Annotated in this window: 20 protein-coding genes; 16 read left to right on the top strand and 4 right to left on the bottom strand. The window is 65.5% G+C overall.

All coding sequences use genetic code 11. The annotated features are described in order from the left end of the window. The first annotated feature begins 31 nt into the window (after positions 1-31). Both ASD15_RS04375 and ASD15_RS04380 read left to right on the top strand, forming a co-directional pair. Complete coding sequence (locus tag ASD15_RS04375) at positions 32-1,306, top strand: putative Na+/H+ antiporter (protein WP_057153481.1); 1,275 nt, start codon at positions 32-34, stop codon at positions 1,304-1,306. Between the two features lie 35 nt (positions 1,307-1,341). After that, positions 1,342-1,632: a polyhydroxyalkanoic acid system family protein gene (locus ASD15_RS04380; protein WP_057153482.1), complete on the top strand. Its 291-nt coding sequence runs from the start codon at positions 1,342-1,344 to the stop codon at positions 1,630-1,632. Between the two features lie 56 nt (positions 1,633-1,688). Here the strand turns inward: ASD15_RS04380 and ASD15_RS04385 are convergent, their stop codons facing one another. After that, entirely contained in the window at positions 1,689-1,946 is a 258-nt protein-coding gene (locus tag ASD15_RS04385) for an acyl-CoA-binding protein (RefSeq protein ID WP_057153483.1), read from the bottom strand. A 121-nt stretch (positions 1,947-2,067) separates the two neighbouring features. Here ASD15_RS04385 and ASD15_RS04390 point away from each other — a divergent pair, with 121 nt between their 5' ends. Continuing rightward, the gene (locus tag ASD15_RS04390) at positions 2,068-3,522 is read left to right on the top strand and encodes a wax ester/triacylglycerol synthase family O-acyltransferase (RefSeq protein ID WP_307188268.1); all 1,455 of its coding nucleotides are present in this window, start codon (positions 2,068-2,070) and stop codon (positions 3,520-3,522) included. A gap of 71 nt (positions 3,523-3,593) precedes the next feature. On the opposite strand, the gene ASD15_RS04395 is transcribed toward ASD15_RS04390, so the two are convergent. Continuing rightward, positions 3,594-3,881, bottom strand: a complete 288-nt coding sequence (locus tag ASD15_RS04395; RefSeq protein ID WP_050409188.1) for an HU family DNA-binding protein — start codon at positions 3,879-3,881, stop codon at positions 3,594-3,596. 181 nt (positions 3,882-4,062) lie between these two features. Here ASD15_RS04395 and ASD15_RS04400 point away from each other — a divergent pair, with 181 nt between their 5' ends. Beyond that, positions 4,063-4,794 carry a hypothetical protein gene (locus ASD15_RS04400; protein ID WP_057153484.1) on the top strand — a complete coding sequence of 244 codons (732 nt, stop codon included), beginning with the start codon at positions 4,063-4,065 and terminating at the stop codon, positions 4,792-4,794. Between the two features lie 19 nt (positions 4,795-4,813). Here ASD15_RS04400 and ASD15_RS04405 read toward each other — a convergent pair whose 3' ends face one another. After that, positions 4,814-5,170 carry an FKBP-type peptidyl-prolyl cis-trans isomerase gene (locus ASD15_RS04405; protein WP_057153485.1) on the bottom strand — a complete coding sequence of 119 codons (357 nt, stop codon included), beginning with the start codon at positions 5,168-5,170 and terminating at the stop codon, positions 4,814-4,816. A 149-nt stretch (positions 5,171-5,319) separates the two neighbouring features. On the opposite strand from ASD15_RS04405, the gene ASD15_RS04410 reads away from it, so the two are divergent. The 8 genes from ASD15_RS04410 (at position 5,320) to ASD15_RS04445 (ending at position 17,285) form a co-directional block, all read left to right on the top strand. Continuing rightward, positions 5,320-6,291: a cytochrome D1 domain-containing protein gene (locus ASD15_RS04410; protein WP_057153486.1), complete on the top strand. Its 972-nt coding sequence runs from the start codon at positions 5,320-5,322 to the stop codon at positions 6,289-6,291. A 7-nt stretch (positions 6,292-6,298) separates the two neighbouring features. Next, positions 6,299-7,090 carry a polysaccharide deacetylase family protein gene (locus ASD15_RS04415; RefSeq protein WP_057153487.1) on the top strand — a complete coding sequence of 264 codons (792 nt, stop codon included), beginning with the start codon at positions 6,299-6,301 and terminating at the stop codon, positions 7,088-7,090. Between the two features lie 9 nt (positions 7,091-7,099). Continuing rightward, entirely contained in the window at positions 7,100-8,098 is a 999-nt protein-coding gene (locus ASD15_RS04420) for a sterol desaturase family protein (RefSeq protein WP_057153488.1), read from the top strand. Beyond that, the gene (locus tag ASD15_RS04425; protein WP_057153489.1) at positions 8,095-8,934 is read left to right on the top strand and encodes an EI24 domain-containing protein; all 840 of its coding nucleotides are present in this window, start codon (positions 8,095-8,097) and stop codon (positions 8,932-8,934) included. Before ASD15_RS04420 ends, ASD15_RS04425 begins: the two co-directional genes overlap by 4 nt. Before the next feature lie 9 nt (positions 8,935-8,943). Next, complete coding sequence (locus ASD15_RS04430; RefSeq protein WP_057153490.1) at positions 8,944-9,729, top strand: molybdopterin-binding protein; 786 nt, start codon at positions 8,944-8,946, stop codon at positions 9,727-9,729. 330 nt (positions 9,730-10,059) lie between these two features. Next, complete coding sequence (locus ASD15_RS04435; protein ID WP_229418068.1) at positions 10,060-13,215, top strand: transglycosylase domain-containing protein; 3,156 nt, start codon at positions 10,060-10,062, stop codon at positions 13,213-13,215. Between the two features lie 98 nt (positions 13,216-13,313). After that, on the top strand, positions 13,314-14,666 hold the full coding sequence (locus ASD15_RS04440; RefSeq protein ID WP_373888156.1) for a TAXI family TRAP transporter solute-binding subunit: 1,353 nt from the start codon (positions 13,314-13,316) through the stop codon (positions 14,664-14,666). Between the two features lie 144 nt (positions 14,667-14,810). Continuing rightward, on the top strand, positions 14,811-17,285 hold the full coding sequence (locus ASD15_RS04445; RefSeq protein WP_057153491.1) for a TonB-dependent siderophore receptor: 2,475 nt from the start codon (positions 14,811-14,813) through the stop codon (positions 17,283-17,285). Positions 17,286-17,384: 99 nt separating this feature from the next. Here the strand turns inward: ASD15_RS04445 and ASD15_RS04450 are convergent, their stop codons facing one another. Then, on the bottom strand, positions 17,385-17,843 hold the full coding sequence (locus ASD15_RS04450; protein WP_057153492.1) for a rhodanese-like domain-containing protein: 459 nt from the start codon (positions 17,841-17,843) through the stop codon (positions 17,385-17,387). Between the two features lie 283 nt (positions 17,844-18,126). Here ASD15_RS04450 and glnA point away from each other — a divergent pair, with 283 nt between their 5' ends. The 4 genes from glnA (at position 18,127) to ntrC (ending at position 22,969) form a co-directional block, all read left to right on the top strand. After that, positions 18,127-19,542: a type I glutamate--ammonia ligase gene (gene glnA, locus ASD15_RS04455; protein WP_028833743.1), complete on the top strand. Its 1,416-nt coding sequence runs from the start codon at positions 18,127-18,129 to the stop codon at positions 19,540-19,542. Positions 19,543-19,642: 100 nt separating this feature from the next. Then, entirely contained in the window at positions 19,643-20,146 is a 504-nt protein-coding gene (locus tag ASD15_RS04460; RefSeq protein ID WP_057153493.1) for a DUF4124 domain-containing protein, read from the top strand. A gap of 67 nt (positions 20,147-20,213) precedes the next feature. Beyond that, complete coding sequence (glnL, locus tag ASD15_RS04465; RefSeq protein WP_057153494.1) at positions 20,214-21,323, top strand: nitrogen regulation protein NR(II); 1,110 nt, start codon at positions 20,214-20,216, stop codon at positions 21,321-21,323. 65 nt (positions 21,324-21,388) lie between these two features. Continuing rightward, on the top strand, positions 21,389-22,969 hold the full coding sequence (gene ntrC / locus ASD15_RS04470; RefSeq protein WP_057153495.1) for a nitrogen regulation protein NR(I): 1,581 nt from the start codon (positions 21,389-21,391) through the stop codon (positions 22,967-22,969). Positions 22,970-23,032 lie beyond the last annotated feature (63 nt).

Here is a 23,032-nt window from a genome sequence, read left to right on the forward strand (position 1 = left end):
TGCCCGCAGGCATCGGCATAGAGGAGGCAGCGTGGCACCCGGCATCATTGAAATCATCGGCGCGGTTTTGTTCGCGGTCGCCATCGTGCATACCTTTTCCACCAAGCTGTTCGAGCGGCTGGCGCACGCGCGCCCGGCCCACGCCGGCTTGTGGCACTTGCTGGGCGAGGTGGAAGTGGTGTTCGGTTTCTGGGCCCTGGTGCTGATGCTGTGCATGGCAGCGCTGCTGGGCAAGGACGGCGCCACCGCCTACCTGGACGGGCGCAACTTCACCGAGCCGCTGTTCGTGTTCGTCATCATGGTGATCGCGGCCACCCGCCCCATCCTGCAAAGCACGGCCGCCGCCGTGCGCCTGCTGGCGCGCGCGCTGCCGCTGCCCGGCAGCATGGGCCCCTATATCGTGATCCTGGCGGTGGTGCCGCTGCTGGGCTCCTTCATTACCGAACCGGCTGCCATGACCCTGGCCGCGCTGATACTGGCGCGCCGTATTTTCGCCGGCGGCATTTCGCCGCGCCTGCAGTACGCCACGCTGGGCGTGCTGTTCGTGAACGTCTCCATCGGCGGCACCCTGACCCCGTTCGCCGCGCCGCCGGTGCTGATGGTGGCGGCCAAGTGGCACTGGGACATGGCCTTCATGCTCAGCAACATAGGCTGGAAGGCCGCCGTGGCGGTGCTGTTCAACGCGGTGGCCGCGGCCACGCTGTTCGCGCGCGAGCTGGGCCGGCTGGACGATCCGAGCGACGGCATCGGTCCCGGCGAAGTCAAGGACACCCCGGTGCCGTTGCCGCTGGTGCTGGTCCATGTGCTGTTCCTGGCCGGCGTGGTGGTGTTTTCGCACCACAGCGCCGTGTTCATGGGCCTGTTCCTGTTCTTCCTCGGCGTGGTGCACGCTTACGAACGCCACCAGGACCGGCTGATGCTGCGCGAGGGCTTGATGGTGGCCTTCTTCCTGGCCGGGCTGGTGGTGCTGGGCGGGCAGCAGCAGTGGTGGCTGCAGCCGGCGCTGATGAGCATGAGCAGCGAGGCCGTGTACTACGGCGCCACGGCGCTGACGGCCATCACCGACAATGCCGCGCTGACCTACCTGGGCTCGCTGGTGGAGGGCTTGAGCGACCAGTTCAAATACGCGCTGGTGACCGGCGCCGTGACCGGCGGCGGCCTGACCGTGATTGCCAACGCGCCCAATCCGGCCGGCATGGCGCTGCTCAAGCGCTACTTCGGCGACGGCTCGGTCAGCCCGCTGGGCCTGTTCCTGGCCGCGATCCCGCCCACCATCAGCGCCATCCTGGCCTTCCGCCTGCTGTAAAATGGCGCCCGCCCCAGATCAAGGAGAGGACATTCGTGGCAGACATCAATATCGTTCAGGAACACAGCCTGACGCCAAAAAAGGCCCGCGACGCGGCGCAAAAGGTCGCTGAGAAGCTGGCCGAGGAATTCGACCTGGCATACGAGTGGGACGGCGACGTGCTGCGCTTCGAGCGCAGCGGCGTGAACGGCACGCTGACGCTGACCAAGCACAAGGCCGAAATGTTCATCAAGCTGGGCTTCCTGTTCGGCGCCTTCGCGCCGGTAATCCAGGCCAAGGCGACCGAGAAGATGGCCAAGATCTTCGGCAGCGCGAAGCCGGTGTGAACCGCCCGGCGTAAAAAAGCCCGCTTGCAAGCGGGCTTTTTATTTTGCGGAACGCCTTATGCGTCCTTCAGTTCTTCGATCAGGTCGATGTACTGCTGCTTGGCCTCGTCCTGCGAGGTGCCTTTCAGCGCGGCCCAGGCGTCGTACTTGGCGCGGCCCACCATGTCGGTGAAGCCCGGACGCGATCCTTCCACGTCGCCGGCCGAACCCTGCTTGAACAGCGCGTAGATCTTCAGCAGGGTCATGTTGTCCGGACGCTCCGGAAGGTTTTTGGAATCGGCCATCGCTTGGTCGAATTGTTCTTGCAGACTCATAAACTCTCCTAGAGTAATATCACTAAAGTAACTTTGCGCACGTCCGTGCCGAAGCCACATAATACAAAGATTATGCTGCGCCGGTGCGGTTTGCCCAAAACTATAGAGGAGAAACTCAAATATGCTGTCTCAAGCCTTGTCGGCGCTCGGCCGCAGAAAAATGTCCACGGTGGATACCGCCTGGCTGCGCATGGATTCCGAGGGAAACCAGATGATGATCGTCGGCGTGGCCATGATGGCCGAGCCGATCGCCGTGGCCGGCCTGAAGGAGGCGCTGCGGACGCGCTTCCTGGCCTACCGCCGCTTCCGCAGCCGCGTGGTGACCGACCTGGCCGGCGCCTGGTGGGAGGAGGACGAGGTGGACCTGGACGACCACGTGGTGCACACCCGCCTGGACGACGAGCAGGGGGCCTGCAACAAGGCCGCGCTGCAGCGCATGGTGGGGCTGCTGTCGCAGCAGCCGCTGGACCCGGCGCGCCCGCTGTGGCAGATGCACCTGGTGGAGAACTGCATCGGCGAGGACGGCAAAGTGCGGCAGGCGCTGATCGTGCGCATCCACCACTGCATCGCCGACGGCATCGCGCTGGTGGGCGTGTTCATGTCCATGTTCGGCCAGCTCCCGGACGAGCAGCCGGTGCAGCCGGCCGCCGCCGCCGTGGCCGAAGCCGAGGCCAATCCATGGGAGCAGATCCTCAACCCCATCACCGCTGCCGGCGTGAAGACCATCGACCTGTCCTCGTCGGTGCTGCTGAAGTCGATGAGCATGTGGGCTGACCTGGACAAGATCGCCGGCAAGATGGCAGCGGTCGGGCAGACCGCGGCCCAGCTGACCAACGACGCGGTCAAGCTGACCACGATGGCCGACGACAGCGCCACCCGCCTGAAGGGCAAGCCGAACGGCAAGAAGCACGTGTCCTGGAGCGAACCGCTGCCGCTGGGCGAGATCAAGGCGGTCAGCAAGGCCTACGGCTGCTCGGTAAACGACGTGCTGATGGCCAGCGTGGCCGGCGCCATCCGCGCCTACTTGAAGGACTGCGGCGACGCGGTGGCGGGCGATTGCGAAGTGCGCGTGATGGTGCCGGTCAACCTGCGCAAGGCCAGCCGCCAGCAGCGCCTGGGCAACGCCTTCGGCCTGGTGCCGCTGGTGCTGCCGGTGGGGCTGGCCGATCCGGTGGCGCGCCTGGAAGAGGTGCAGCGCCGCATGACAGAGCTCAAGGGCAGCTACACGGCGCTGGTGGCCATGTCGGTGCTGGGCGTGCTGGGGGCCTCGCCCAGGCAGGTGCAGAACGAGATCCAGAACTTCTTCGCCCGCAAGGCCACCGCCGTGATGAGCAATGTGCCGGGGCCGCAAACGCCGCTGTACCTGGCCGGCAGCCGGCTCGACCAGATCATGTTCTGGGTGCCGCAGTCGGGCGACATCGGGGTGGGGGTGTCGATTCTGTCCTACAACGGCGGGGTGCAGTTCGGCATCGTGACCGACGACGCGCTGGTGAAGGACCCGGACAACATCATCCGCCGCTTCGCGCCCGAGTTCGAAAAACTGGTGCTGCTGGCGCTGATGGACGGCTGCGCCTGAGCGCTCGGGGCAAAAAAATGGCCGGGCTGAACCCGGCCGGTACCCAATCACCGAAGTGATTACCGAAGCGCTTACTTCTTCTTGGTTGGGTTCACTGCCGCTTTCAGGGTGGCGCCAGCGGAGAATTTCGGGGTCTTGGACGCGGCGATCTTGATCGCTTCGCCGGTGGCAGGATTGCGGCCTTTGCGTGCTGCGCGCTTGGCGACGGAGAAGGTGCCGAAGCCGGTGATGCCGACCGTGTCGCCCTTTTTCAGACGCTCGGTAACGATGGCAATCAGAGTGTTCACTGCATCGTTGGCTGCTGCGCCCGACATTTCGGTACGCTTAGCAAATTCTGCAATCAGTTCGCCTTTTTTCATTACTACCTCCTTGGTTAATAGAGCGCGCAGATTAGCACATAATTATTGCCTGGGGTAAGAATCTGCCTATAGAATTTTTAAAGTAAGCCATACGGGCGTTGGCTTGCGTCGATTTTGCGCCACGCCAGCTACCCCTGCCGCGTCTCTGGGGGTATGATCGGAACTAACGAGGAACCGTATCATGAGCTTTTCCGACGACATCCTGATGGCGTACGCCGACGGCGAACTGGACCTGGCAACCCGGCGCGCCGTGGAGGCGGCCGTGCTGCGCGACGCTGTGCTGGCGCAGCGCCTGGCGCACTTCCAGGCGGCCCGGCAGCGCCTGGCCGGGCCGCACCGGGGCGCCACCGTGGTGCAGCTGGCGGCCGTGCGCGCCACCCGCGCCGCCACCCAGCAGGCCGCGCGCAAGGCGCGCAAGGGCTGGCGCTGGTCGTGGCTGGAATGGGGCGCGCTGGCCGGCGTGCTGGCGCTGGGCGTGGTGATCGGCAAATTCGGCCTGGCCGGCTGGCAGCCGGACCCGCAGGCGCCGCCCAGCGTGGCCTGGCGCGACGGCGCGCTGGTGGCGCAGGGCAGGCTGGCGCTGGCGCTGGACCAGGCGCCGTCCGGCGCCGGCGGCGTGTATGGCGGCAGCGTGCGCATCGCGGCCAGCTTCGTGGCGGCCGACGGCGCTTACTGCCGCAGCTTCACGGCCCAGGGCGGCGGGCAGGCGGCGCAGGAATTGGCAGGGCTGGCCTGCAAAGGCGGGGGAGGGTGGCGGCTGCCGGTGCTGGTGCAGACCCCGGCGGCGGGCACGCGGCAGGTGCGCGCCGAGCTGCCTGCGGCAGTGCAGGCGGTGGTGGAGCAGCGCAGCAGCGGCGCCCTGCTCGACGCGGCGGCCGAGCAGGAAGCCATGCAGCGCGCATGGCTGCGCTGATGCGGCAATGCGCGCCGGCTTAGACGCCCAGCAGTTCCACTTCGAAGATCAAGGTGGCGTTGGGCGGGATCACGCCGCCGGCGCCGCGCGAGCCGTAGCCCAGCTCGGACGGGATGGTCAGCACGCGGGTGCCGCCGATCTTCATGCCTTGCACGCCTTCGTCCCAGCCGCGGATCACCATGCCGGCGCCCAGCGCGAATTCGAATGGATCGTTGCGGTCCTTGCTCGAATCGAACTTGGAACCCTTGCTGCCGTCGTCGTTGCGCAGCCAGCCGGTGTAATGCACGGTCACGTTCTGGCCGGCTTTCGCTTCAGCGCCTTCGCCGACGACCACGTCGTCGTATTGCAGGCCGGATGGAGTGGTAATGGTGGACATAATCTTCCTTTTGTTTGTTAGGTTAGCCATTTATTGTAGTCTGTGCCGCGCATCGGCGCTATTCCCCAGCATTATTGTCGCCATTTGCCTTGCTACGGTCCGGTTTGCACTTAGAATAGTGTTTTGCTCTTCAGAAGCGATTCCACGTCATGTTCCGCAGTCTCCGCCGTATCGTCCTTTCCAGCGTCTGCCTGGTCGCCGCCCTCAGTTCGGCGCAAGCGAACGTGGTGGTCGTGCTCAATTCGCGCGACGCCACCGTCCAGCTGCTGGACCAGTCCAGCTACAAGACCCTGTCCACTTTCCCGGTCGGCAAAGAGCCGCACCACCTGATGGCCACGCCGGACAACAAGTCCCTGATCGTGGCCAGCTCGGTAGGCAACGAGCTGGTGTTCCTGGACCCGAAGACGGGCCAGGTGCAGCGCCACATCAAGGACATCCTCGATCCCTACCAGATCGGCTTCTCGCCGGACCAGAAGTGGTTCGTGGTGACTTCGCTGCGGCTCGACCGGATCGACATCTACAAGTTCGACGGCAAGAATTTCACGCTCTCCAAGCGCTTGCCGCTGGCCAAGCTGCCCAGCCACATCGCCTTCGACGCGGCCAGCAGCATGGCTTTCATCACCCAGCAGGGCAGCGACCAGATCAGCTGTATCGACCTGAAGACGCAGCAGATCAAGTGGACCATCCCGGTCGGCAAGCTGCCGGCGGGGATCGCCATGACGCCGGACGACAAGCACCTGCTGGTGGGCATCATGGGCAGCGACTACGTGGAAGTGATCGACTGGAAGACCCAGAAGACGGTCAAGAAGATCAAGGCCGGCAACGGCACCCACAACTTCCGCGCGCTGGGCGACGGCCGCTACACCTATGTGTCGAACCGGGTGTCGAACTCGATCAACATCATCGACCAGAAGACGCTGGAAAACGTCGGCATGATCAACGTGCCGGGCGGCCCGGACTGCATGGAGATCACCGAGGACAAGAAAACCATGTGGGTCACGCTGCGCTGGATCAAGAAAGTGGCGGTGGTGGACCTGGCCACGCGCAAGGTGGTCAAGATGATCCCGGTCGGCCGTTCGCCGCACGGCGTGTTCTTCGCCAACTCATCGCCGCGCGTTTGACGGCGCCATGAGCAGCCCGCTGCTATCGGGCGGCGCTGCCGCCGTCCTCGCCATCCTCGCCGCCGGCCCGGCTGCGGCTGCCCCGGCCTGCAGCGGCACCATCTACCTCACCTTCGACACCGGCAGCCAGTCGCAGGCCGAGCTGATCGCGCAGACCCTGAGCAAGCACCAGGTCAAGGCCACCTTCTTCCTGGCCAACGAGAAGACGGTGCGCGGCGATTATTCGCTGGACCCGTCCTGGGCGCCGTTCTGGAAAGCGCGCCTGGCCGAGGGCCACGCCTTCGGCTCGCACACCTTCGACCATGTGTACTGGCAAAAGGACGGCCCGGACGGGCGCCTGCAGGTCAAGCCGCAGTTCGGCGCGGCTGCCGGCAAGGTGCAGAGCTGGACCCCGGCCCAGTACTGCGAGGAGATCCGGCGCGTCGACAGCCGCTTCCACGAACTCACCGGCGCACGCCTGGACCCGATCTGGCGCGCTCCGGGCGGCAAGACGTCCCCGCGCTCGCTGGCCGCCGCCAAGGCCTGCGGCTACGCGCACGCGGGCTGGGCCAAGGCCGGCTTCTCGGGCGACGAGCTGTCCAGCAGCGCATGGCCGAATGCGGTATTGTTGGAGAAATCGCTGCGCGAGCTGCGCCCGGGCGACATCTTCATGGCCCACATGGGCATCTGGTCGCGCCGGGATCCGTGGGCGCCGGCCAACCTGGAACCGCTGATCGCGGGCCTGAAGCAGAAGGGCTTTTGCTTCGCCACGCTGCGCGAGCACCCGGACTATTCTTCCCACAGCAACAGACAAAAATAAGCATAGCGCATGATTCAACTGTTAAGCGACTGGCTCGGCGCCGCCCAGGGCTGGCTGTTCGAAACCGTGATCCAGCCCATCCTGTTCTACGGCGGCCTGGGCGACATCACCGAGGAAGCCTTCGAGGGCACTGAATGGCTGCTGATCGGCCTGGCCGAAATGGTGCTGCTGTTCCTGGTGCTGCGGCCGCTGGAAGCGATGATCCCGGTGCACAAGTTCACCGACCCGCGCGCGCGCTGGAACGATTTCATCTACACCGTGCTGCACCGCCTCGGCCTGTTTACGGTGCTGATCTTCTTCACGCTCGACCCGCTGCTGGACCACCTGAATGCCTTGCTGCGGCTGGAGGACGTGCGCCCCTTCAACCTGGAGAACCTGTTCCCGGACATGGGGCCGCTGTGCAGCTTCGTGCTGTACCTGCTGGTGCTGGACTTCGTCGATTACTGGTACCACCGCGCCTCGCACCAGGTCAACTGGTGGTGGGGCCTGCACAGCCTGCACCATAGCCAGATGAATATGAACTTGTGGAGCGACGACCGCAACCACGTGCTGGACGACCTGCTGCGCGACGTCGTCATGGGCCTGGTGGCGCTGGCCATCGGCGTGCCGCCGGCGCAATACGTGCTGCTGGTGTCGCTGTCGCGCATCGTGCAAAGCCTGCAGCACGCCAATGTGCGGCTGCACTTTGGCGCCATCGGCGAGCGCCTGCTGGTGTCGCCGCGTTACCACCGCATGCACCATGCCATCGGCGTCGGCCACGAATCGAAGGGCAGGGGCACGCTGGGCGGCTGCAACTTCGCGGTGCTGTTCCCGGTCTGGGACATGCTGTTTCGCACCGCCAACTTCACGCCGCAGTTCGTCCAGACCGGCATCCGCGACCAGCTGCCGCACACCGCGCCGGACGGCAGCGTGACCCCGGGCCGTGACTACGGGCGCGGCTTCTGGCAGCAGCAGTGGCTGGGCCTGAAGCGCATGGTGCACAATTTTGGCAAGGAACCGACGCAATGAAGAGTGTGCTGAACGCATACGGCCGCGCGCTGCTGTCGCAGCTGCACGGCAAGATGCTGGTGCTGAGCATCGTGCCCTTCCTGCTGTCGGTGGCGCTGTGGGCGGTGCTGCTGTATTTCTGCCTGCAGCCCATGGTGGACTACCTGCACCTGCAGTTCGTCGCGCACGACCTGTTCGGCAGCAGCACCAGCTGGCTCAACGCCCTCGGCCTGGGCGTGCTGAAGACCGTGGTGCCGCCGCTGATCGCCATGCTGACGCTGCTGCCGCTGATGATACTGACCGCGCTGATCTTCATCGGCGTGGCCGCCATGCCCTTCGTGGTGCGCCACGTGGGCGGGCGCCACTATCCGCAACTGGAAAAAAAGCGCGGCGGCAGCATCGCCGGCAGCGTGGCGGCTGCGCTGGGCGGCTTCGCCATTTTCGTGCTGGCGTGGTTCCTGGCGTTGCCGCTGTACCTGTTCCCGCCGGCCGCGCTGGTGGTGCAAGTGCTGCTGTGGGGCTGGCTGACGCAGCGCGTGATGACCTACGACGCGCTGGCCGACTACGCCAGCGAGGAAGAGCGCGCCGAGCTGCGGCGCGCGCACCGCTGGCAGCTGATGGCGATCGGCGTGGTGTCCGGCGTGGCCGGCGCCATTCCCGGCGTGGTGTGGGTGGGCGGCGCCACCATCGCGGTGGTGTTCTTCCCCTTCCTTGCGGCCGCGTCGATCTGGCTGTACGTGCTGATATTTATCTTCACCGGTTTGTGGTTTGAGTATTATTGTCTGGAGGCGCTGCAGCAGCTGCGGCGGCGGCATGAACACAGCACGCAGCGTGCGGTGGAATCCCAATCTGAATAGGGCAGGACTATGGCTATTGGACTGATCATCATCGGCGACGAAATCCTGTCGGGCAAACGCGTCGACCAGCATTTCCCCAAAGTGGTGCAGCTGCTGAGCGCGCGCGGCCTGCAGCTGGGCTGGGCCGAATACCTGGGCGACGACCCGGCCCGCATCACCGCCGCGCTCCGGCGCAGCTTTGCCAGCGGCGACATCGTGTTTTCCTGCGGCGGCATCGGCGCCACGCCGGACGACCACACGCGCCAGGCGGCGGCCGACGCGCTGGGCCTGCCGCTGGTGCTGCACGAGCAGGGCAAGCAGAATATCCAGCAGCGCATCCTGCAAATGGGGCGCGAAGCGGGCCAGCAGGTCGACTTGAACTCGGCGGAAAACCTGCACCGCCTGAAGATGGCCGAATTCCCGGACGGCGCCGCGCTGGTGCCCAACCCCTACAACAACGTGGCCGGCTTCGCCATCGGCAACCACTACTTCGTGCCGGGTTTCCCGGTGATGGCCTGGCCGATGATCGAATGGGTGCTCGACACCCATTACGCCGACCTGTTCAACCGCGAGCCGCGCGCCGAGCACGGCACCCTGGTGTACGAGGCGGCCGAGTCGGCGCTGACGCCGCTGATGGTGGCGCTGGAGGCGCAGTACCCGCGCATCAAGGTGTTCAGCCTGCCCAGCGTGGGCGACGCCAACACCCGCCGCCACATCGAGCTGGGCGTGAAGGGCGAGCCGGGTCAGGCGGCCGAGGCGTACGCGCAAATGTGCGCGGAGCTCGATCGCCTGCAGGTGGAATACGTGCGCTTGTAAGACGTGGGATGACAGCTGTGTGACCGGCGCATTACAGCTCAGCCGTATACGTTGTTTTTTTGCGAAAATGCCCGGCCGCAGATCAAATAATCAGCGTACCGGCCTGTGCGTCCGTTGCCGATGTGGTGCAATGGATAGCAAGAGCAGGTACCACTGAATCACCACGGCAAAGCAATATTAAGCAAGATCATGGCAAGCAACCCAGGCAATCGTCGTTTCCGCAGGCCCCTCATTGTTGCGCGCGCAGTGCGCAAGTTGCGCGCAGGCGCAACCGTATTCGGATTGAGCCGCCGCAGCCGCCTGCGCGTGGTGCCGCCGCCGCAGACCGCCGTGCTGCTGCACGCGCAGGCCGCCGGCCCCGATCCGGCCGAACCGGCCAAGCCGAAGGGCAAGCGCACCCGCAACGCCCTGGTCCTGTTGCTGCTGGTGCTGCTGTCGCTGGCGGTGTGGTGGCTGCTGCAGGAAATGCGCACCTCGTCGATGCAGGCCCGGTTCTTCTCGGACCTGGCGGGCAAGGTCAACTACAAGGTCGAACCCGGCCCCAGCAAGGCGATCCGCTTCCCGCACGACAGCCCGTATGACGAGCGCCTCGGCTACGCCAACCTGCCGGACTACCTGGGCAAGCTGAAAACGCGCGACTACGAAGTGGCCGCGCAGGCGCGCTTCTCGCCCAAGATGATCGAGCTGTCCGACATGGGCATCTTCGCCACCTACCGCGAGAAAACCCGCACCGGCCTGAATATCGTCGACTGCCGCGCCGAACCCCTGTTTAGCGCCAGCTACCCGGAGCGCATCTATCCCGGCTTCAAGGAAACCCCCACCGCGCTGGTGCAAAGCCTGCTGTTCATCGAGAACCGCGAGCTGCTGGACAATACCTATCCGAAGCGCAACCCGGCCGTCGAGTGGGACCGCCTGAGCAAGGCGGTGCTGGAGAAATCCGTCAGCGCCGTGGCCGGCGGCCAGCGCGCCGCCGGCGGCAGCACGCTGGCCACCCAGATCGAGAAGTACCGCCACTCGCCGGAAGGGCGTACCGGCTCGATGAAGGACAAGCTGCAGCAGATGATCTCGGCCACCCTGCGCGCCTACCAGTACGGCCCGGACACCACCGAGGTGCGGCGCCAGATCGTGGTGGACTACCTGAACACGGTGCCGCTGTCGGCCAAGCCGGGCTACGGCGAAGTGAACGGCATCGGCGACGGCATGTGGGTCTGGTACGGCCGCGACTTCAACGAGATCAACCGCCTGTTGGGCGGCAAGATGGACCAGCCGGGCAGCGCGCTGGCCTTCAAGGAAGCGCTCAGCCTGCTGATCGCGCAGCGCCGCCCCAGCTACTACCTGGGCGCCGGCGACGCCGACCTGGAAACGCTGGCCAACAGCCATCTGCGGGTGCTGGCGCAGGCCGGCATCATCACCCCCGCGCTGCGCGACGCGGCGCTGAAAGTGCGCCTGCATCCGGCTGCCGGCAACGGCCTGGCCGACACGCCCGACATGTCCTTCGTCGAACGCAAGGCCTCGAACTCGGTGCGCAACCACCTGGCCAACTTGCTGGGCGATAACCGCATGTACAACCTGGACCGGCTGGACCTGAACGTGGTCAGCACGCTGGACGCGCGCGCCCAGCGCGCCGTCACGCAAGTGCTGCGCGACCTGCGCGACCCCGAGATGGCCAAGGCCGCCGGCCTGACCGGCAAGGGCATGCTGGGCAACGGCGATCCGGCCAATGTGGTGTACAGCTTCACCCTGCTGGAAAAAGGCGAGGGCACCAACTACCTGCGCCTGCAGACCGACAATTTCGACCAGCCGCTGGACATCAACGAAGGCGCCAAGCTGGACCTGGGCTCGACCGCCAAGCTGCGCACCCTGGTGACCTACCTGGACATCATCGACCAGCTGCACAAGCGCTACAAGGACATGAGCCCCGAGCAGCTGGGCAAGCAGGTGCTGGCGCCGCAGGACCGCCTGAGCCAGTGGGCGGTAGCCTATTTCCAGGAGCACCCGTCCGACAAGCGCGGCCTGTCCGACATGCTGGCCGAAGCCATGGAACGCAAATACTCGGGCAACCCCGGCGAAGGCTTCTTCACCGGCGGCGGCGTGCACACCTTCGGCAACTTCTCGAAAGAGGACGACAGCCGCATCCTGACCGTGCGCGAAGCGCTGCGCCGCTCCACCAACCTGGTGTTCGTGCGCCTGATGCGCGACGTGGTGAAGTACTACATGTTCCAGGCGCCCGGCTCCTCGGCCTCGCTGCTGGCCGACGCCGACGATCCGCGCCGCGCCGAATACCTGGCGCGCTTCGCCGACAAGGAAGGCAAGGAATTCCTGTACCGCTTCTATTCCAAGTACCGCGGCAAGCCGAAGGCGGAACTGGACAAGATCCTGGTGGCCAGCATCCGACCGACCCCGGTGCGGCTGGCCAATATCCACCGCACCCTGTTCCCCAACGCCACGGTGGAGGAATTTGCCGCCTACCTGAACGCCAACCTGCCGTCGCAGAACGAAATCCAGGACGACCGTGCGGCCAAGATGTACGAGCAGTACGCGATGGACAAGTGGTCGCTGGCCGACCGCGGCTACCTGGCCAATGTGCACCCGCTGGAGCTGTGGCTGGTGGCCTACCTGCGCAACAACGACGGCGCCACCATGGCGCAGGCGGTGGCGGCCAGCGAGAAGGAACGCCAGGAGGTGTACCAGTGGCTGTTCAAGACCCACCGCAAGCACGCCCAGGACAAGCGCATCGCCGGCCTGGTGGAGATGGAGAGCTTCATGGCCATCCACCGCCAGTGGAAGAAAATGGGCTACCCCTTCGAATCGCTGGTGCCGTCCTACGCCACCACGCTGGGCGCCTCGGCCGACCGGCCGTCTTCGCTGGCCGAGATGATGGGCATTATCATCAACGGCGGCGTGCGCCAGAGCAGCCAGCGCATCACCTCGCTGCACTTCGCCTCCGGCACGCCGTATGAAACCCTGGTCAAGCGCGGCAAGCCGACCAGCAACGAGCAAGTGCTGTCGCCCGAAGTGGCGCGCGCGGCTGCGGACGCGATCCGCGAAGTGGTGTCGGACGGCACCGCCAAGCGCGTCAAGGCCGCCTTCGTCGGCGCCGACGGCGCCATCATTCCCGTCGGCGGCAAGACCGGCACCGGCGACCAGCGTTTCGAAGTGTATGGCGGCGGCGGGCGGCTGATCGAATCGCGCTTCGTGAACCGCTCGGCCACCTTCGTGTTCAACATCGGCGAGCGCTTCTTCGGCAGCATGACCGCTTATGTGCACGGGCCCGAATCGAAGAACTACGACTTCACCAGCGCGCTGCCGGTGCAGCTGCTGGTGGTGCTGGCGCCCAGCCTGATGCCGCTGATCGAACCGAACGCCGCGCCGAAAGCCGGCGTGGTGGCGGCGGTGCACAATCCGGCGGCGGCCGGCGGCGCCAAGCCCGTGCTGGCGCCTGCGGCGGGCGGCGCCACGCCGCCGCTGCGCGCCTGCGGCGGCTGATGCCCGTCCGGCGGGTTGCGGTGCTGCGCACCTGACCCGCCGCCGCCAAACCGCGCAGCGCTTGCATGTTCGGCCATTTGTTGGCATGGTGTCATCCCATGAAACCCATGCGCCACCACATGACCAAAGTGACCAAGATCCTCAAGTTCTCGCGCTTTTCCGTGCGCGACCTGATCGTCACCGCCGCCCCCACCATCCTCATCATTGCCGCCGCCTGCGCGCTGGCCTATGTGCTGGTCGATCCCGCGCCGCCGCGCGTGGTCACCCTGTCCACCGGCCAGGAGAACGGCGCCTACGAAGCCTTCGGCAAAAAGTACGCCGACCTGCTCGGCAAGCACGGCATCAAGGTGGTGCTGAAGCCGTCCATGGGCTCCTACGAAAACCTGCAGCGCCTGGGCGCCGGCGAAGCCGACATCGCCTTCCTGCAAAGCGGCACCACCAGCCAGGACGAGGCGGAGCGGCGCGGCCTGGTCTCGCTGGGCAGCCTGTTTACCGAACCGCTCTGGCTGTTCCTGCGCGAAGACGTCAAGATCAAGGACCTGACGCAGCTGAAAGGCCTGCGCATCAACCTGGGGCCGGAAGGCAGCGGCGCGCCGCGCCTGTTCAAGCAGGTGCTGGAGGCGAACGGCCTGGAGCCGTCCGAGCTCAAGGTGAGCTCGCTGGCCAACACCCCCGCCACCGTGGAGCTGCTGGAAAAGCGCATCGACGGCCTGGTGTTCAGTTCCGCGCCGGACGCGCCGCTGATCCAGATGCTGCTCATCACGCCCGGCATCAAGCTGTTCGACTTCACGCAAGCCGAAGCCTACACGCGCCGCCTGCCGTTCCTGACCCACGTGGTGCTCCCGCGCGGCATCGTCGACCTGGGGCGCGACCTGCCGTCCAAGGATTACCACCTGATCGCCCCCACCGCCACGCTGGTGGCGCGCGAGGACCTGCACCCGGCGCTGGTGGACCTGCTGGTGCAGGCGGCCAGCACCATCCACGGCGGCGCCGGCTGGTTCCAGCAGCAGGGCCAGTTCCCGTCGCCGAAATACAGCGAGATCCCGGTGGCGGAGGAAGCGGCCAAGTTCTACAAGGATGGCCCGCCCTTCCTGCAGCGCTACATGAGCTTCTGGCTGGCCACCTTCTTCGACCGCATGTGGGTGGTGGTGGTGGCGCTGGGCGCGCTGATCCTGCCGCTGTCGAAGGTGGTGCCGCCGCTGTATGTGTGGCGCATCCGCTCGCGCGTGTTCCGCTGGTACGGACAGCTGCGCACGGTGGAGCAGGCGCTGGCCGCCGCGCCGGAAGGCCGGCGCACCCAGGTCTACGCCGAGCAGCTCGAGCACCTGAACGACATCGAGGAAAAGGTCAACCAGATCTCGATCCCGCTGTCCTTCGCGGACGACCTGTACGGCCTGCGCAGCCACATCAACCTGGTGCGGCAGCGGATACTGGGCGCGCATGCGGAGTAGGGGCATGTATCTGATGCTCGCTAAGTAATATTACTTAATTGTTACAGCCGCGCGACACCCGGCTTGCAATTGCTTTGACTTTCCAATTTTGACGCGGTGATACTAAGGAGGCATAAGAAAAATTCAACCACACCAGGAGTAGCAATGCAGAGAAATCACGTCCTTGCTGTAGCCATCGCCTCGCTGTTCGCCTCCGGCCACGCCGCCGCGCAATCCACCCCAGCTCCTTCCGATAACGCCGCCACCGTGGTCGTCACCGGCACCCGCGTCGCCAACCGCACCGCGCTCGACACCGCCTCGCCGGTCGACATTATCGGCGCCGACGCCATCAAGAACACCGGCGTGCCCGAGATCGCGCAAGCGCTGTCGGTGGCGCTGCCGTCGCTGAACTTCCCGCGTCCCGGCCTGGCCGACGGCACCGACACCGTGCGCCCTGCCACGCTGCGCGGCCTGGCGCCGGACCAGACCCTGGTGCTGGTGAATTCCAAGCGCCGCCACACCTCCTCGCTGGTGAACCTGAACGGCACCATCGGCCGCGGCTCGTCCTCGGTGGACATGAACACCATCCCGGTGGCGATGCTGAAAAATATCGAAGTGCTGCGCGACGGCGCCTCGGCCCAATACGGCTCGGACGCCATCGCCGGCGTGGTCAACCTGCGCCTGCGCACCGACAAGACCGGCGGCGAATTTACTGCCACCTACGGCCAGCGCCGCACCGAATACGATTTCATCGCCGGCGCGCCGCCGGCCGGCGCCACCTGGGGCACCGAGACCTCGCGCAAGCGCAACGACGGCGGCACGGCCACCGTCAGCGGCTGGAAAGGCCTGACGCTGGGCGAGAGCGGCTACCTGACCATCGCCGCCGAATACAAGGACCAGGAGCACACCGAGCGCAGCGGCTACGACGTGCGCCAGCAGTACCCGCTGGTAAACGGCGCCTTCGACCCGCGCGAGAAGACCATCAACCGCTACAACGCCTGGTACGGCGAGCCGGAGCTGAAGCAGGCCACCCTCTTCGCCAACGCCGGCTACGCGCTGGAAGGCGGCGCCAAGCTGTATGGCTGGACCAGCTACCAGAAACGCGAAGCGCGTTCGGCCGGCTTCTTCCGCCGCGCGCTGCAGGACCAGAACATCATCGCGGTCTACCCGGACGGCTTCCTGCCCATCATCGCGCCGGACGTGGACGACTACAGCGCCACCGGCGGCGTGACCTGGCAAGCCGGCGCCTGGGACATGGACGCCTCCATCGGCTACGGCAAGAACAAGATGCAGTACACCATCGAGAACACGCTGAACCGCTCCATCGGCGCGTCCAGCAAGACCCAGTTCGACGCGGGCGGCTTCTGGTACGACCAGCTGACCCTGAACCTGTCGGGCGTGCGCCAGATCGAAGTCGGCCTGGCCTCGCCGCTGAACGTGGCGGTGGGCGCCGAAGCGCGCCGCGAAGGCTACAAGCTGTTTGCCGGCGAAGCCGATTCCTGGCGCTACGGCGGCCAGGTGCTGGCCAACGGCACCCCGGCCGCGCCCGGCGCGCAAGTGTTCCCCGGTTTCCGTCCCGCCGACGAATCGGACAACTCGCGCAAGGCCTACAGCGCCTACGTCGACCTGGAAGCCAATTTGACCAAGCAGTTCCTCGGTTCGGTGGCCATCCGCGGCGAGCACTTCTCCGACTTCGGCAACAGCGTGTCGGGCAAGCTGGCCGGCCGCTACGACTTCGTGCCCGAGTTCGCGCTGCGCGGCTCGGTGCAGAACGGCTTCCGCGCGCCGTCGCCGCAGCAGCAGTTCTTCACGTCGACCTCCACCAACTTCATCAACGGCGTGCCGTTCGAGATCACCACCTTCAAGCCCAGCCACCCGGCCGCCATCGCGCTGGGCGCCAAGCCGCTGGATGCCGAGAAATCGGTCAACTTCTCGCTCGGTTCGGTGATGCGCTTCGGCGCGGTGAGCGTGACGGCGGACGCCTTCCACATCAAGATCAAAGACCGCATCGTGCTGTCCGAGAACCTGACGGCGGCCAACGTGCGCGACTTCCTGACCAAGCAAGGCTTCATCGGCGTGGGCGGCGGGCGCTTCTTCATCAACGGCGTGGACACCACCACCAAGGGCATCGACATCGTCACCAGCTGGCCGGTGCAGACCAACGGCTACGGCAAGCTCGACTTCACGGTGGCCGGCAACTACACCAAGACCGACGTGACCAAGGTGCCGGTGACGGCGCAGCTGGCCGCGCTGTCGCCGGCGCCGGTGCTGTTCGACCGCGTCAACGTGCTGACCTTTACCGACGGCACGCCGAAGACCAAGTTCATCGGCAGCAGCACCTGGTCCTACGGCCCGTTCGGCGTCACGGCGCGCGCCACGCGCTACGGCAAGATCCTGGCGCCGGGCACCACGGCCAACCTGGACTTCTGGATGAGCGCCAAGACGCTGGTCGACCTCGAAGGCCGCTACGCCATCACCAGCAAGCTGTCGCTGGCGGTAGGCGCGGACAACCTGTTCGACCAATACCCTGACGCCTACCCGGCCGCCCTGAACACGACCGGCAACGCCCCGTACTCGAACTACTCCCCGTTCGGCCGCTCCGGCCGCTACGTGTACGCCCGCCTGAACTACTCCTTGTAATACGGCAAAATGGGGTCAGGGTTAATTAATTTGTCTTGGACAAATTAATTAACCCTGACCCCATTTTTCGTTAGGGAAAGTCCTTGCGGCAGGGCGGTGTCAGGCGCCGAGCCAGGGCAGGCCGGCCTGGCACCAGCCGCCGACCAGCTTGCGGTGGCCTGCGGCGTCTTTGTCGCCTTCGAAGCCTTCCAGGATGTCGTAGCATTGGGTGTAGCCGTGCTCGGTCGCCAGTTTGGCGGCGTGGCGCGAGCGCACGCCGGAGCGGCACAGGAACAGCAGCACCTGGTCTTTTTTCGCCACCGCTTCCAGCTGTTGCACGAATTGCGGGTTGGGCACGCCGCCGGGATAGGTGCTCCACTGCACTGCACCATGCTGGGCCTCGGCGATGGCTACCCGGCCCACCCAGTCGCGCTCGGCATTGGTGCGTACATCGATCAGTTTGACCCCGCTGTCCGCGCTCAGCAGCGCGTACGCTTCGGCCGGCGTCACGGCGCCGGCGTAGGGCAGGGCGGCATCGCGGCCGCGCGCCCGGGCAAGGATCTCGGTAATAGTGCTCATGGCGATTTTTCCCACTTCCGCTGTCAATATTGCGTTTATTATAGTGCCCGATCGTCCATGAAAACTTTTTTGCACCAAGTCGATGCATTTTTTTGAAATGCCAATATTTCGCACCGAATTTGTGCAAAATTTGGCAAATGCACCATCGCGGTGCGCGTTTGATTATGCGCAAAAGTAGTGCAAGAGGGGAAAACTTCTGGCACGCTTCCTGCTTAATGGATTGACGAGTTTCAAGCTGCACGCAACAGCGTGGGCTGCCCCACTTTTTCACTAGGAGAGACGCATGGCACTGACCGCCGCAGAAGTATTGAAAATGGTACAAGATAACGAAGTGAAATTCGTTGATTTCCGCTTTGCCGACACCCGCGGCAAAGAACAGCACGTCACTGTGCCTGTATCGCACTTCGATATCGACAAGTTCGAATCCGGTCACGCCTTCGATGGCTCCTCGATCGCCGGCTGGAAGGGCATCGAAGCATCCGATATGATCCTGCTGCCTGACCCAGCAACCGCGAACATTGACCCGTTCATGGAAGAGACCACCCTGTTCATGCAGTGCGACGTGATCGAACCGTCGGACGGCAAGGGCTACGACCGCGACCCGCGCTCCATCGCCAAGCGCGCTGAAGCCTATCTGAAATCGTCCGGCCTGGGCGACACGGCCTACTTCGGTCCCGAGCCAGAGTTCTTCATCTTCGATTCCGTCAAATGGAAAATCGACATGTCGGGCGCCAAGGTGCAGATCGACTCCGACGAAGCTTCCTGGTCGACCGACAAGGACATCGAAGGCGGCAACAGCGGCCACCGTCCTACCGTCAAGGGCGGCTACTTCCCAGTGCCGCCAGTCGATTCCTTCCAGGACATGCGCTCGGAAATGTGCCTGATCCTGGAATCGCTGGGCATCCCGGTTGAAGTGCACCACCACGAAGTGGCCGGCGCCGGCCAGAACGAAATCGGCACCAAGTTCTCGACCCTGGTCGAGCGCGCCGACTGGACCCAGAACCTGAAATACGTGGTCTGGAACGTGGCCCACAGCTATGGCAAAACCGCCACCTTCATGCCGAAACCTATCGTTGGCGACAACGGTTCGGGCATGCACGTGCACCAGTCGATCTGGAAAGACGGCAAAAACCTGTTCGCCGGCGACGGCTATGCCGGCCTGTCCGACTTCGCGCTGTACTACATCGGCGGCATCATCAAGCACGCCAAGGCGCTGAACGCGATCACCAATCCGGGCACCAACTCGTACAAGCGCCTGGTGCCAGGCTACGAGGCGCCAGTGAAGCTGGCGTACTCGGCCCGCAACCGTTCGGCTTCGATCCGTATTCCGCACGTGGCCAATCCTAAGGGCCGCCGCATCGAAACCCGCTTCCCGGATCCACTGGCAAACCCATACCTGTGCTTCGCAGCACTGATGATGGCCGGCCTGGACGGCGTGCAGAACAAGATCCATCCGGGCGAAGCCGCTTCGAAAGATCTGTACCATCTGCCACCGGAAGAAGACGCACTGATCCCGACCGTGTGCGCTTCGCTGGAAGAAGCCCTGGATCACCTGAACAAGGACCGCGAGTTCCTGACCCGCGGCGGCGTGTTCACCGATTCGATGATCGATGCCTACATCGAACTGAAGATGACCGAAGTGACCCGTATGCGCATGACCACGCACCCGGTCGAATTCGACATGTACTACTCGCTGTAATGAGCGACGCAGGGCCGGCCTGGTGCCGGCCTGCAACCAGACGCGAGGACAGCAGCTGCTCTCCTCGCGTTTTTTTTACCGGATGTTGTATAGTCGGGGCATGACTACCTGGAATTTCGCACCTTTCGTTTTGTTGTTCGCCGCCGGCCTGGCTGCCGGCGCCGCGTCGGCCCAGGGACAGATTTTCCTGTGCGTGGACGCCAGCGGCCACAAGGAGCTGACTGACACCCGCAAGCACGCCTCCTGCAAGGCGCTGGACATCCCGGGCGCGATCCCGGCGCCGGCGCGGCGCGCGGAGAGCGCCAGGCCGAAGGCGCCGTCGCCCAGTCCGGCCGCCACGCCGAGCGACTTCCCGCGCGTCGACACCAGCGAGCAGAAGGCGCGCGACGCCGACCGCCGCGCGATCCTGATGGAGGAGCTGAACGGCGAGCAGGCCAAGCTGAATGAACTGCGCAAGGAGTTCAACAACGGCGAGCCGGAGCGGCGCGGGGACGAGCGCAATTATGCGAAATACCAGGAGCGGGTGGCCAGCCTGAAGGACAGCATCAGCCGGTCCGAAAAGAACGTGGAAGCGCTCAAGCGCGAGATCCAGAATATCCGCTGATGCGGTCGGGATACGCGGCAGGGATACGCCGGCAGCCGCTTCCGCACCCACCCCAAGGGGAGGCACCATGAGCATTGTCACCAATATCGCCCGCGCGGCGGCCGCCATGGCGCGCCCGCAATCGCTGGCCGGGCTGGAGCTGCTGGCCTCGGCCGTGATCCTGCTGGACGCCGACGGCCTGATCACCTACGTCAACGCGGCCGCCGAGAACCTGCTGGAGAGTTCGGTGAAGGCGCTGTCGCATCAGCGCTTCTCGGCGCTGTTTACCAATCCCGACGAGCTGGTCAACATCATCGCGCAGGCGCGCGAGCACAAGTTTTCCGACCTGCGCCAGGACCTGACGCTGGAGCGCGCCGGCAAGGAACCGCTGCAGGTGCACAGCATCGTGTCGGCGCTGGACGATCCGCACGGCGCCATCCTGATCGAACTGCGCGAGAACGTGCAGCAGCTCAAGCTGGACCGCGAGGAGCGCATCCTGGACCAGAGCCAGGTCAACAAGGAGCTGATCCGCAACCTGGCGCACGAGATCAAGAATCCGCTGGGCGGCATCCGCGGCGCGGCGCAGCTGCTGGAAATGGAGCTGCCGCCGCTGCACCTGGCCGAACTGCGCGAATACACCCAGGTCATCATCAAGGAGGCGGACCGCCTGCAGACCCTGGTGGACCGCCTGCTGGCGCCGCACCGCCGTCCGCACATCGTGGGCGACGTCAACATCCACGAGGTGTGCGAGCGGGTGCGCAGCCTGATCCTGGCCGAGTTCCCGTCCGGGCTGGCGATCCGGCGCGACTACGACGCCTCCATCCCCGAGTTCCGGGGCGACAAGGAGCAGCTGATCCAGACCGTGCTCAACATCGCGCACAACGCCGCGCAGGCGCTGTCGCAGCGCATCGAGCAGGGCGACGCGGAGCTGGTGCTGAAGACGCGGGTGGCGCGCCAGGTGACCCTGGCCAAGGTGCGCTACAACCTGGCATTAGACTTGCATATCATTGACAATGGACCGGGTATCGCACCCCAGATCCGCGACCGCATTTTCTATCCGCTGGTGTCGGGCAGGGAAGGCGGCAGCGGTTTGGGGCTGACCTTGGCGCAGACTTTTGTGCAGCAGCACATGGGTGTGATCGAGTGCGAGAGCCGGCCTGGATATACGGACTTCAGGATCCTGCTGCCCCTGCCATAAGCGGGCGCGGCGCGATGCCGGGTCCGGGTCCCTTGATAGATCCATCCGCGGGATACAGAGAACACATGAAGCCAATCTGGATAGTTGACGACGACGAATCGATCCGCTGGGTACTGGAAAAAGCCTTGGCCAGGGAAAGCCTGGCCACCAAGAGTTTTGCCAACGCGCGCGACGCAATCGCCGCGCTGGAGCATGAAACGCCGCAGGTGCTGGTGTCCGACATCCGCATGCCGGGCGATTCCGGCCTGGACCTGCTGCAGCTGGTCAAATCGCGCCATCCCGGCCTGCCGGTCATCATCATCACCGCCTTCTCCGACCTGGACTCGGCCGTGGCGGCGTTCCAGGGCGGGGCTTTCGAGTACCTGGCCAAGCCCTTCGACATCGACAAGGCCGTCGAGCTGATCCGGCGCGCGCTGGACGAGAGCCTGCGCGAGACCAGCGTGGAGTCCGGCCCGGCCGAGACGCCCGAGATCCTGGGCCAGGCGCCGGCCATGCAGGAGGTGTTCCGCGCCATCGGCCGCCTGTCGCAGTCCAATGTGACCGTGCTCATCACCGGCGAGTCGGGTACCGGCAAGGAACTGGTGGCGCGCGCGCTGCACAAGCACAGTCCGCGCGCGGCGCAGCCCTTTATCGCGCTCAACACGGCCGCGATCCCCAAAGACCTGCTGGAATCGGAACTGTTCGGCCATGAGCGGGGCGCCTTCACCGGCGCGCAGACCACGCGCCGCGGACGCTTCGAGCAGGCCGAGAACGGCACGCTGTTCCTCGACGAGATCGGGGACATGCCCTTCGACTTGCAGACGCGCCTGCTGCGCGTGCTGTCGGACGGACACTTCTACCGCGTCGGCGGGCACCAGCCGATGAAGGCCAATGTGCGCGTCATTACTGCAACGCACCAGAACCTGGAACAGCGCGTGCGCGACGGCCTGTTCCGCGAAGACTTGTACCATCGCCTGAACGTGATCCGCCTGCGCCTGCCCAGTTTGAGGGAGCGGCGCGAGGATATCCCCATTTTGGTGCGGCACTTCCTGGTGCAGAGCGCCAAGCAGCTGGGCGTGGAAGCCAAGCGCATGAGCGATTCGGCACTGGTGTTCCTGTGCAGCCTGGACTTGCCGGGCAACGTGCGCCAGCTGGAAAACCTGTGCAACTGGATTACCGTGATGGCGCCGGGCCAGACGGTGGAAGTGAAGGACTTGCCGCTGGAGCTGACCCAGGAGCAGGGCGGGCGGCCGGCCGAAGGCGGCATGTCGGCGCCGTCCGGTCCGGCGCCGGCCAGCGCAGCGCACGAACACGGCGGCCTGCACCACCACGGCACGGTGCTGGCGGTGCCGGCCGAGGCGGGCGCAGGCTCGGGCGTGGGGACTGTGCCGGGCATGGCGGGTGCGCTGAACGGCGCCGGCCACGGCGCGGCCAGTGCTGATAGCTGGCTCAGCCTGCTGGAACTGCAGGCGGCCGGCATGCTGGCCAGCGGCCAGCAGGAGGTGATGGACGTGCTGGGCCGCCAGTTCGAATCGGCACTGATACGCACCGCGCTCAAGTACACGCACGGCCGCAAGAACGACGCGGCGGTGCGCCTGGGCATAGGCCGCAACACCATCACGCGCAAGATCGCCGAGCTTGGTATTGATGGTGCCAAGGACGATTAGCGGACCATACGCGCACGATTAGCGGCCCCACCTTTGCCATGCTAAGCTTCCGGCTTTATCGCG

It is taken from the genome of Massilia sp. Root351 (assembly GCF_001425045.1).
Classification (GTDB): domain Bacteria; phylum Pseudomonadota; class Gammaproteobacteria; order Burkholderiales; family Burkholderiaceae_D; genus Rugamonas.